We start from the raw sequence: 11,106 nt of genomic DNA, 5'->3' as shown, positions 1-11,106 counted from the left end.
CTTATTCAAACAAACGATCTCTCCCGATGAAATTTCGTACTATACCTAATTAGTATTAATACAATACTCACAGAGTAGTTTCACTATACTTGTGGTATGCAATCGTGAGAGGAAAACAATATGCATAGGTTTATCCAGTCGCAAAGCGTGATGCGACGTCTGGTCATCATCTTTTCTGTCGTAGCCGCAATCATCATCTTCATTAGTGGCGATGTCATCATTACCCTCCAGAAAAACAGTCAAGATGGCCTCGTCATTAATGTCGCGGGGCGACAAAGGATGCTAACCAAGAAATTTGCCAGCGAAGTCTTGCTAGAGCTGCACGAACAAAAACAAGCGACCAATCCAGCCTTAGACTACCGCAATACGGTTCGCCTCTATGAAACATCATTAAATGCGCTCAAAAACGGAGGGGGCACTTTTTCAGACCTTGTACTCAAGTCGCCGATCACCTTAATTGAGAACCAAGCAGATGGTTTTAAAACCATGCTGAGTGAAGTTGAGTCCTTATGGCTAACGCAGAAACAGCTCGCACTTCAATTACTAGAACGTGGAAATGATGCGACTGTAGAAGAAATTGACGGTTTCATGACTGCCAACCATAAAACACTTGTTGCCATGCATAAAGCGGTGCTCGAATACAACCGCTATGCCGACAATCAAATACAGATTCTGATTAAGACCATTGTCATCGGTTCGGTTATTGGTCTTCTCATCATCTTATTGCTCTCAGTACTCGTCAGTAGGAGCATCGTCCTGCCTCTGGGTTCTTTAGTGCGTAATAGCCGCGAGATCAGTAGGGGCGACCTAGAACATAAACCTTACGTAGACGAGCTAATCAACGAAAGCGAACTGGGTAACCTCGCCTCAAACATTGATAAAATGCGACATACGCTCTCCTCCGTCGTTAAAGGGCTAAAAACTAGCGCGTCTGGCATTGTTCGTCTATCCGATCGTGTCACCTCACTGTCAGATCAAGTCAACGCCAGTAAATCAGAAGAGGAATCGCGTTATCAAATCATGACGCAGATTTCGCATGAACTCATCGAGTCTACCGATAACGTATCAAACATGGTTACCACTACCCTGAACTCAGCCAATGACGTCAAAGAAAACGCCGCGCATGGGCTCCAAAATGTCAAAGACAACATCGAAGTCGTTGAACGTGCCACGCAAGAATCCGAAACAGTTGCCAACAATATTGCAGAGTTAAGCAGTGTTGCCGCGCAGGTCTACAGCATTATCGATGTAATCCAAGGTATCGCCGAGCAGACCAATCTACTTGCACTGAATGCCGCCATTGAAGCCGCACGCGCGGGTGATCAAGGACGTGGTTTTGCCGTCGTTGCCGATGAGGTAAGAGTGCTTGCTAGTAAGACAAACGACTCAACAGCGGAAATTGCCGATCTCCTCAATAGCTTGACGGAAAAAGTAGAGACCGCCGTGAGCTCCGTCGGCCAACTCAAACAAGAAGTTGAAACCAGTCGCACACGCAGTGCTGAAACGGCTGACGCCATTGAGCAGATGTCTCAATCCGTCGCCCATACCGTTGAACAACAAAACCAAATTGCTTCGCTAATTGAGCATCAAGTCAGTCAGTTACACGAACTGCAGGCATCTCAGCAATTTTTGACAGATACCTTCCTTAGCACCTCTCAGAAAATCAGCGACACAACAGAAATATCTGCCGAGATGCGAGAAATGGCTGCCGGGATTAATATGACACTTGATGAATTTACCTACTCAGAAAAAACGAAACGATAACACTATATATTCAGCGCGCGGCAACGCGCGCTGACAGCAGACAAAAGCTCGGTCAACCAATCTCAGCCACAGCATTCAATCACCACAACAATCAACCATCACCCATGCATTTGAACCATAAATAACAACACCTTAATGACAATAAACACAATTTAACAGCGATCTCATTCAAAATATTCTAACAACTTGTTCCAAACAATCCGCTGCCATTTTAAGCAATAACTCGCTAACATATTTGCATCATTCAATACCAAAGCAATCTACATGAAAGCAGAGCAATATGACCTCATCACTCGCAGCATTCACTGGCTATCCGCTTTCGCCATTATTGGGCTTTTTGCGTTAGGCCTCTGGATGGTTGAACTAAACTACTACAGTGATTGGTATCGCACCGCGCCCCACTGGCATAAATCAATCGGTATTCTCGTCGCTATATTGACCATTGTACGCCTTGTTTGGAAGCGCTTTACCACACACCCAGAGATAGAAGGTAAACGTTACGAGGTAGTGGCAGCCAAAGCAGCCCACCACACGCTTTACCTGCTACTTTTCGTGTTGTTCGTCTCAGGCTACATGATCTCCACCGCTGACGGACGAAGCATTGACGTATTTGATTGGTTTGCAGTGCCGGGCGCCGGGGAGTTTTTCCCAAACCAAGCCGATATTGCTGGCCAAGTACACTTCTACGTTGCTTGTACCGTGATTGGGCTCGCTAGCCTTCATGCACTTGCAGCACTAAAGCACCACTTCATCAATAAAGACAACACACTAAGAAAAATGTTGGGAGTTAAAGGAAAATGAAAAAATCACTTATCGCGTTGGGACTAGGCACTCTACTTTCAACATCTGCCTTAGCCGCGGATTATGTTATTGATACCAAAGGCGCACACGCATCGGTTAACTTTACTGTTAGCCACCTTGGTTACAGCTTTATTAAAGGCCGTTTCAACAACTTTGAAGGCGAATTTAGCTACGATGCTAACGATGTAGAAGCGTCAGAGCTAACGGTTACCGTTGATACAACTAGCTTGGATTCTAACCACGCAGAGCGTGATAAGCATATCCGCAGTGGCGACTTTATCAACGCGAGCAAATTTAAAACGGCCAAATTTGAGAGCACAGACATCGAAGATCAAGGCGAAGGCAACTTCGTCATTAATGGCGATATGACACTGCATGGCGTCACCAAACCTATCGCTATCGAAGCGAAGCTAGTGGGTGAAGGTCAAGACCCTTGGGGTGGGTATCGTGCAGGGTTCACTGGCACGACGCGTCTTGAGCTCGCTGACTTCAATATCCCTGTCATGGGGACGTCTAGCTACGTCATCCTTGATCTCCATGTAGAAGGTATTAAAAAGTAGTGCTTTTATACTCAAGCTAGCAAAAGGAGCTTGGGTATAGACTCAAGCTATCTCAAGATGCTTGCGTATAACGCTGCCCGCAGGTGGAGCTGATGTTCCCTTTTCTCTTCGCTTCACCTGCGATACCAGCAGATACTGACTAGATACCTGGCGTCAGTTATTTATCTCATCATCTTCCCACTTAAACTTTCGACGCTCTGCAAACACATAGGCAGACTCATCAATCACGTACCCTTCTTCTTCTGCGTAGCAAAAATCGCTCGGAAAGGCATGACCATCAGCGGGGATCGGAATACGCATATCAGGCGAGTCATCCGCATTTTCGTAATCGATTAATCGCTCACGTTGCGCGGCAGTGATCTTTATCTGCTTCATTGTGTACCTCCTGTGTCAACATCACACACACTTCAGTCAGTATTAATGACATATAGCACAGTTACGGAAACGCAGGTAAAAAAGAAGAGCTGGGTCACACTCAATACAGTAAAGCAAGATCGTGTTCTGAGCACAGCTCTGCCATGTCGAAACACCCCTACTATTCAACTGAAGTAGATAAAAACAGCGCCTCACTAGCCCGATTCATGCATTTTGAGGTGGCTTGAGTAAATGTCATTCAGGTTCACTGAATGAGTTTACGCCTTTTGATGTTACTCGCATGTTGTAACCCCGATTGAAGTATGTTCCAATCCCCACCGAATATTTTTAGTGAGCCACATCACACAGCGTGATGTGGAACAACTAGAACAAACCTTTTTTCAACATCCACTTTACTAGGACAAATCATGCGACTTTTTCAGCGCCAGGATTGGCTCGGAAACGTACGTGGCGATGTACTATCAGGTATTGTCGTTGCTCTTGCCCTCATTCCTGAAGCGATTGCTTTCTCTATCATTGCAGGTGTCGATCCCAAAGTTGGCTTATACGCCTCATTCTGTATTGCGACCGTCATCGCTTTTGTTGGTGGCCGTCCGGGGATGATCTCTGCCGCTACTGGCGCCATGGCATTGCTCATGGTGACGTTAGTGAAAGACCATGGTTTAGAATACCTACTTGCAGCAACACTGCTAACCGGTGTCTTACAGATCATTGCAGGCTATTTGCAATTGGGCAATCTGATGCGTTTTGTCTCTAACTCCGTTGTCACTGGGTTTGTAAACGCACTGGCCATTCTCATTTTTATGGCCCAGTTACCTGAGCTCACTAATGTAACTTGGCATGTTTATGCCATGACGGCGGGTGGCTTGGGCATCATCTATCTGTTCCCTTACATCAATAAAACCATCCCGTCACCACTCGTGTGTATCTTGGTCATGACTGGCTTATACCTGTTGCTCGATCTCGATATTCGAACAGTCGGTGACATGGGTGAACTCCCAGACACCTTACCTATGTTCCTCTGGCCAGATGTAGCGTGGAATCTTGAGACGTTGAAAATCATCTTCCCATATTCTGCTGGTCTAGCCGTTGTTGGCCTGCTTGAGTCGATGATGACAGCGACCATCGTTGATGATCTTACCGATACAAACAGCGACAAAAACCGTGAATGTAAAGGTCAAGGCCTTGCGAATATCTTCTCAGGTTTGATGGGCGGCATGGCTGGTTGTGCAATGATTGGACAGTCGGTAATTAACGTCAAGTCAGGCGGTCGTGGGCGTCTCTCTACGCTTATCGCTGGGGTACTGTTGCTTATTCTCGTTGTCTTTTTTAGTGACTTCGTTGCTGAAATCCCAATGGCAGCCCTCGTCGCCGTAATGATCATGGTCTCGATCGGTACCTTCTCTTGGGACTCCATCCTCAAAGTACGCACCAATCCCAAATCGAGCACCATCGTCATGGTCGTGACCGTTGCTGTGGTGGTTTACACCCACAACCTTGCTTACGGTGTATTGGCTGGTGTGCTACTGGCAGCGCTATTCTTCGCCAACAAAGTCGGCCACTTTATGCTAGTTGATTGTAATCGCAGTGAAAATGGTTCGCTCACAACCTATACTGTTAAGGGACAGGTTTTCTTTGCATCTTCAGCAAAATTCACGCAATATTTTGATTTCAAAGAAGCTGTAGACAAAGTCGTTATCGATCTAAGTGCTGCTCATTTTTGGGATCTTACTTCAGTGACTGCACTCGATAAGGTTGTTATCAAATTCCGACGTGAAGGGACAGACGTTGAGCTTATCGGTATGAATGAAGCAAGCGCAACCATTGTTGACCGCTTCGGGGTACACGACAAGCCAGAAGAAGTGGAAAAGCTTCTCGGCGGACACTAATCAGGGACTGTTATGTCAAAAAAAATCATTGCCTGCATTGATGGCTCTGCTTCCTCTGCTGCTGTGTGTGACGCAGCAGCATGGGCTAGCAACTATATCGATAGCCCAATTACTCTTCTCCATGTGCTTGACCGTGAGGGTTATGTCTCCGAGGCAAATCTTTCAGGTGCAATCGGATTAGGTAGCCGTGAAAACCTCTTAGAAGAATTGGTTGAGCTAGATGCCCAACGCTCTAAGTTAGCACTTCAACAAGGCAAGGTAATGCTAGAGGCAGCAAGCCAGCGTATTGCCGCAGTCAGTGATATTGAGACAGAGAGTCGACAGCGCCATGGTGACTTGGTGGAAACACTCGAAGAACTCGATGAGAGTATGGACTTACTCGTCATTGGCCGCGAGGGCGCTGAGGTTGAACGTCACCCCGACAGCCATATCGGCTCTCACCTTGAACACGTTATTCGCACGCAACATCATCCGATTTTGGTTGCAGTACCAGACTTCAATGTGCCAAAGAAAGTACTTATCGCCTTTGATGGTAGCGACACAGCCAAAAAAGCGTTACAGCTACTCTGCACCACTAACCTGCTTAAAGAAGTCGAATGTCACCTTGTGATGGTGGCTGAAGATACATTATCGAATAACGCTGCGCTTAAAGACGAGTTCACCGATTTAGAGAGCCGTGGCGTCAATGTCACCGCGGAACTGTGCCCCGGTGATGTCGAGAGCGTACTGGTCGATTACGTTAAAACCCATGACATCGATTTACTCATCATGGGCGCATACGGCCATTCGCGCATACGCCAATTCTTCGTTGGTAGCACAACGACCAAGCTCATGGGTTCATCACCGGTTTCCATGTTACTTCTGCGTTAGTAACTACAAAAAGGGACGCAATTTAGCGTCCCTTTTCTATTTAAGAATGGCCACTTTACAAGGCCATGAAAATACCAGAAAGTACAAAAGACAAGCGCAACCTTTCTCACTTTCACCCTTCAAGAGTAATACCCTGCTGACCGATTTCTGTCGCAAAACCACCCACTTTGACCTTTTGTACAGTTTGATCTAGCGATGCGACCCAAGCTGAGATAAGTGAGGCTTGGTCCATTGCACGCCCCTGTTCAAAAGTAAAACGGTGCACATTCGAACGTTTCACATGCTTCACTAAATAGCAGGCCAATGCGCCACTCGCACTGCCTGTTGCTGATTCTTCTGGAATGCCAAACAAGGGCGCAAAGTTACGGCAGTTCGCCGTGATAGCGCTACCCTCCTCATTCATTTCAAACGCATGTATCCCAACAACATCGTGTGCTTGGCTAAACGCACTCAGCCCTTCATTATCGACAATTAGCGTATCCAAACAACCAAAAGGAACAGGCACAATAATATCACGTAGCCCAGTCGAAACTATTTCAATTGGCAGTTGCGTCGAACGAAGTTGATCAACATTGATACCAATCAGAGGCGCAATCGCTTCGTACTCCAAAACCCCTAAATATTCAGGCAACGTTTGCTCCATGATAACCTGACCATTAGCTTCAACATCCACGGTAAGCAATCCCGCTTTCGTACGCTGTGTATAGCGCCCCGGTATAATCTCTCCCAGTTTGAATAAGGTTGAGAATGTCGCGAGTGTTGCATGACCACAAAAATCGACCTCTTCCGTTACGGTAAAAAAAGAGACCGCAAAATCAGCCACATTATCTTGAGAGACAAATGCGGTTTCAGAAAATCCTACCGCTTGCGCTATTTTTAATTTTTCTTGATAAGAAAGACCATCAGCATTTAATACAACCCCTGCTGGGTTTCCGCCAGTCCCTTTTATCGTGAAAGAGTTCACCAAATATGCGTTTATTTTCACTACTCACTACCCTTCCATGCAAAGTTATATACTCTTTTTACTTTAATAACGCCTCAATAGCTGAAACTACCGTCCTCGTTACTATTTTCGGGTTAGCACTCACCGATAGCAGCACGGGTGAATCCATGATTCGCTGCCAACAACTGGGAAGCCTCTACCGCAGAGACATTTGCCAAAATCATCACGATTGCTGTTTTGCAATGACCGTTTGCCGCTTCCAACGCCACGATCGCTTCTTCACGACGACAATCCGTCGCATCCATCACGATTTTCTTTTGCCGCTCAACCAACTTAGCGTTAGTTGCTTCCACATCGACCATTAAATTGCCGTAAACCTTGCCTGACCTGATCATGGCGCCGGTAGTCAGCATGTTCAAAACAAGCTTTTGAGCCGTACCCGCTTTCATTCGAGAAGAGCCGGTCACAACCTCAGCCCCCACGACAGGTGTAATCGCAATATCAGCGACCTCCGTCATTGGCGCAGAGGGATTACAGCAAATACAGGCAACCGTTGCACCCACAGTCTTCGCATACTGCATACCTGCAATGACATAGGGCGTGCGTCCACTCGCTGCAATGCCCACCAATACATCCGCTGCACTCAGTTGGATGTCCTTCAGGTCTTGCTGTCCGAGTTCTCGGTTATCTTCCGCATTTTCAACCGCTTTCAAAATAGCTTGATGACCACCAGCGATAAGGCCAACAACTTGTTCTGAGGGAGTACCAAATGTAGGCGGACACTCACTCGCATCCAAAATGCCCAGTCTGCCTGATGTACCTGCGCCCATGTAGATAAGCCGCCCTCCATTTGCAAACGCGGTAGCAATCGCATCCACCGTTTGCGCAATCGCAGGCAAAACAGCGTCTACTGCTATCGCGACTTTCTTATCTTCATCATTGATCACTTTCAGCATATCCTCGGTGCTCAGAACATCGATATTCGCACTGGCTGGATTACGTGTTTCTGTGATCATTGTATTTAAGTCTACTGTCATCATTCCTCTCCCTATCCGGCAACATTCTATACTCAAACACCGGTTAACCAAGAAAATATTCGAACAAAGAAGACGTTATCGATTGCGCGACGCTTCAAGGTAAAGTGCATCATCAACTTGTTCTTTTATTGCCCGAACAGTTTCAAAAAGGTGGACTTTAATGCGTTGTTATAACATCCTGCGTATCTTTCTACCGTATCAATATCAATCTACTCAATGAGACGAAGTGTCTGCTGAATTCTTATTTGGCCTCCCGTATCTCATTTAAGCACTAAGGAGTTCAACTTGAACCTATTCGTAAGAGACCTCACCGTCATCGATTCTTCCTACCTCTGTTTGCAGCGTGGTGTCGTCGGTGAAAGTTGGATACTGGATGTCACCCTATCAGGGGAGTTGAATGAGATGAGTATGGTGTTGGATTTTGGGCGTGTTAAGAAGCAGATTAAACAATTGGTCGACGCTAATGTCGATCACCGTCTACTTGTGCCAATCCAGAATGATGCAATCACCTACCAATCGAGCAAGCCCGGCTATGCAACGCTTGATATGTTGCGCGGAGAAAGAAGTCTTCATTTACACTGCCCAGAAGAGGCGTACTGCTTGGTCAATGACAAGACGATAACCAAAGAGAGCGTCACTGAACATTTGTATCAAGTGCTACGAAGCAACCTACCTAGCAATGTCACTGGGCTAACGCTAACACTGCGTACCGAAGACATTGAAGGCGCTTTTTATCACTACACGCACGGCCTAAAAAAGCATGATGGTAACTGCCAACGGATTGCGCACGGACACCGTTCACCGATAGAAATCTGGGTAGATGAACAACGGGACAACGCACTCGAGCATGCATTCGCGGAAAGATGGCAAGACATCTACCTTGGCACAGAGGAAGACAGAGTCGCTGTCGATGCGTTAAACCTCAGTGAGAATGCGGCACAGATTTCAGACAAGTCACATTTCGGATTTAAATATACCGCACCTCAAGGCGAGTTCGAACTTGCTATAGCCAAATCAGAAACCGAGGTTTTACCAACCGATACTACGGTAGAATTGCTCGCCAACTATATCGCCGACGAAGTGAAAACTCACCTTATCCCAAGCCAATCGCTAAAAATTGTTGCTTATGAAGGCGTGGGGAAAGGTGCCATGGCATTTCGATAAGGCAGAGATTCTCGCTAAGCAAATATCTTAAGCTGGTTTGAGTACAATCAGGCGGGCCTCACTTAGCCCGCTTGTTTCATTTCGTTATGATGCTAACCAACGCTCGACCAGCACCATGATCTCTTCACACTGCATAATTCGACCATGACCCCGTCCCGTCGTTGTCACTAACGTCACATTGCGCATAGCAGACGCTTTTTCACTGTGCTCATACTTAGCAAAGCGGTCATCTTTGTCATGAATAATATGCGTCATCACCTCGCGTTGAGAAAGACGTTGCATCGGGTCAATGCTTTCAAACGGGATCTTATATTGGGCGCCTATATCATCGACAACATGCTGGAAAAGCTTCATTGAGTAACCAGAACGCTGCACGGTGGCCATCATATCTTCGATATAGTTAAGTGAAGGTGCAATTAAGAGCTGAGGCACAGATTCCATCACCTTATGCCGACTCTCCAAACTGCTTACCGTGCCCATACTATGAGAAATGATGCCCACGACATGCTCGCAGGTATCCAACACCGCCTCAGTGACCGCCATAAATGCGGGCAATGACGCAATTCGCCCTTCACTTTTTCCGTGGCCAACGTGGTCAAACGTTACGGCCGTAAAGCCAAGAGATGCGATTTTATCCATCAAGGGGAAATACTGACTCCCGGCGCCTGACCAACCATGGCTGAGAAGTATGGTAGGCCCTGAACCCAAGCGATAGACAGCCACCTTTCCTTCGGATGTCTCTAAGCGTGTTTCTCGCACCGACTGAGGTGCGTCTGGGGCTTTCTTGAGCTTAGCGGGTGTCAAAAAGACCTTTTTTGCCATGCGTTCAGCATGACGGGGGGCTATAAGGTGATGCAACCCTGTCACAGTATTTACCATGGTACGACGAAAGCTAGGGCCATTCGATGACTGAAAGTAAATCTTACTGCTCATAGTGAATCCTTAAAAAGCACGACCGTGCCATTACTTTCCAAAAAGAAACGCCTTACGGCGCTGCTCATCAATAATCAGTGTGTTGTCTTATCTCGCGATACCTCATCCAGCACCTTTTCTACCTCTCGCCAAAAACGATCGCGACTTTCTGTTTCCAGTCGCAAGGAGTAGAAAAGCTGGCTACTGAGATATGAACCATACAAACGATAGACAGTTTGCCAACAATCAAGGGTTTCAAGGAACTCCCCAGAGGCAACGCCCGCTTCGAACTGACGGTTCAAATACTCTAACCAATGTGACGTTAAGCCTTCGAGTGCGGCTTGCACATCCCCTTCCGGTGCATCTCCACTACGCCAAGCGTTTAAGAACATACATGATCCTTGGAATGCGTGGTTCCAAGCCATCCACTGTGTTAATAACGCCTCTAGTTTTTCACGCACCGTGGAATACTTTTTGCGCCTAACAGGCTGTACAACACGCTCTGTAAACGCATTTCCCGCGTACTCTAACACACTGATTTGCAAATTTTCTTTCGACTGAAAGTGAGAGAACAAGCCACTTTTTGACATGCCCGCTAACTTGGCTAACTCACCAATCGTCAAGCTTTCTAGCCCATGCTCACTGGCATGTTCAAATGCGATCCCCAAAATACGCTGACGAGTCTCTAGCGCTTTCTTACTCATTCGATCAGTCATAAATTTAATTTAAGCACGTTCGTTCTTTTTTGCAAAGCATTTGAGGTCGAACCAGTCATGGCAGGCAGCCTTCTC

The 11,106-nt window shown here is 46.7% G+C and carries 11 protein-coding genes; 6 read left to right on the top strand and 5 right to left on the bottom strand.

Translation table 11 applies throughout. The features are described 5' to 3' along the window. Positions 1 to 120: 120 nt before the first annotated feature. The 3 genes from TSUB_RS19765 to TSUB_RS19755 all read left to right on the top strand — a co-directional run bounded on the left by TSUB_RS19765 (position 121) and on the right by TSUB_RS19755 (position 3,125). The gene (locus TSUB_RS19765; protein ID WP_087021110.1) at positions 121 to 1,764 is read left to right on the top strand and encodes a methyl-accepting chemotaxis protein; all 1,644 of its coding nucleotides are present in this window, start codon (positions 121 to 123) and stop codon (positions 1,762 to 1,764) included. Between the two features lie 264 nt (positions 1,765 to 2,028). Beyond that, positions 2,029 to 2,565 carry a cytochrome b gene (locus tag TSUB_RS19760; RefSeq protein ID WP_087021113.1) on the top strand — a complete coding sequence of 179 codons (537 nt, stop codon included), beginning with the start codon at positions 2,029 to 2,031 and terminating at the stop codon, positions 2,563 to 2,565. Then, positions 2,562 to 3,125 (top strand): YceI family protein, encoded by a 564-nt coding sequence (locus TSUB_RS19755; RefSeq protein ID WP_087021116.1) that lies wholly within the window; start codon positions 2,562 to 2,564, stop codon positions 3,123 to 3,125. The genes TSUB_RS19760 and TSUB_RS19755 overlap by 4 nt, the downstream gene beginning before the upstream one ends. 153 nt (positions 3,126 to 3,278) lie before the next feature. On the opposite strand, the gene TSUB_RS19750 is transcribed toward TSUB_RS19755, so the two are convergent. Beyond that, positions 3,279 to 3,500 carry a hypothetical protein gene (locus tag TSUB_RS19750; RefSeq protein ID WP_087021119.1) on the bottom strand — a complete coding sequence of 74 codons (222 nt, stop codon included), beginning with the start codon at positions 3,498 to 3,500 and terminating at the stop codon, positions 3,279 to 3,281. A gap of 407 nt (positions 3,501 to 3,907) precedes the next feature. On the opposite strand from TSUB_RS19750, the gene TSUB_RS19745 reads away from it, so the two are divergent. Then, positions 3,908 to 5,389 (top strand): SulP family inorganic anion transporter, encoded by a 1,482-nt coding sequence (locus TSUB_RS19745; protein WP_087021121.1) that lies wholly within the window; start codon positions 3,908 to 3,910, stop codon positions 5,387 to 5,389. Positions 5,390 to 5,401: 12 nt separating this feature from the next. Further along, positions 5,402 to 6,259, top strand: a complete 858-nt coding sequence (locus TSUB_RS19740) for a universal stress protein (protein WP_087021124.1) — start codon at positions 5,402 to 5,404, stop codon at positions 6,257 to 6,259. 112 nt (positions 6,260 to 6,371) lie between these two features. Here TSUB_RS19740 and TSUB_RS19735 read toward each other — a convergent pair whose 3' ends face one another. Together TSUB_RS19735 and murQ are read right to left on the bottom strand one after the other, a co-directional pair. Beyond that, on the bottom strand, positions 6,372 to 7,244 hold the full coding sequence (locus TSUB_RS19735; RefSeq protein WP_087021127.1) for a PhzF family phenazine biosynthesis protein: 873 nt from the start codon (positions 7,242 to 7,244) through the stop codon (positions 6,372 to 6,374). Between the two features lie 92 nt (positions 7,245 to 7,336). Continuing rightward, positions 7,337 to 8,239: an N-acetylmuramic acid 6-phosphate etherase gene (gene murQ / locus TSUB_RS19730; RefSeq protein ID WP_192867846.1), complete on the bottom strand. Its 903-nt coding sequence runs from the start codon at positions 8,237 to 8,239 to the stop codon at positions 7,337 to 7,339. Positions 8,240 to 8,524: 285 nt separating this feature from the next. Here murQ and TSUB_RS19725 point away from each other — a divergent pair, with 285 nt between their 5' ends. Then, positions 8,525 to 9,403 (top strand): 6-pyruvoyl trahydropterin synthase family protein, encoded by an 879-nt coding sequence (locus TSUB_RS19725; protein WP_087021133.1) that lies wholly within the window; start codon positions 8,525 to 8,527, stop codon positions 9,401 to 9,403. A gap of 84 nt (positions 9,404 to 9,487) precedes the next feature. Here the strand turns inward: TSUB_RS19725 and TSUB_RS19720 are convergent, their stop codons facing one another. Beyond that, positions 9,488 to 10,336: an alpha/beta fold hydrolase gene (locus tag TSUB_RS19720; RefSeq protein ID WP_087021136.1), complete on the bottom strand. Its 849-nt coding sequence runs from the start codon at positions 10,334 to 10,336 to the stop codon at positions 9,488 to 9,490. A gap of 74 nt (positions 10,337 to 10,410) precedes the next feature. After that, positions 10,411 to 11,019 (bottom strand): TetR/AcrR family transcriptional regulator, encoded by a 609-nt coding sequence (locus tag TSUB_RS19715; RefSeq protein WP_087021178.1) that lies wholly within the window; start codon positions 11,017 to 11,019, stop codon positions 10,411 to 10,413. Positions 11,020 to 11,106: the final 87 nt, after the last annotated feature.

The organism is Thaumasiovibrio subtropicus (genome assembly GCF_019703835.1).
Taxonomy (GTDB): Bacteria; Pseudomonadota; Gammaproteobacteria; order Enterobacterales; family Vibrionaceae; genus Thaumasiovibrio; species Thaumasiovibrio subtropicus.
This window is presented reverse-complemented; position numbering and strand designations above follow the sequence as displayed.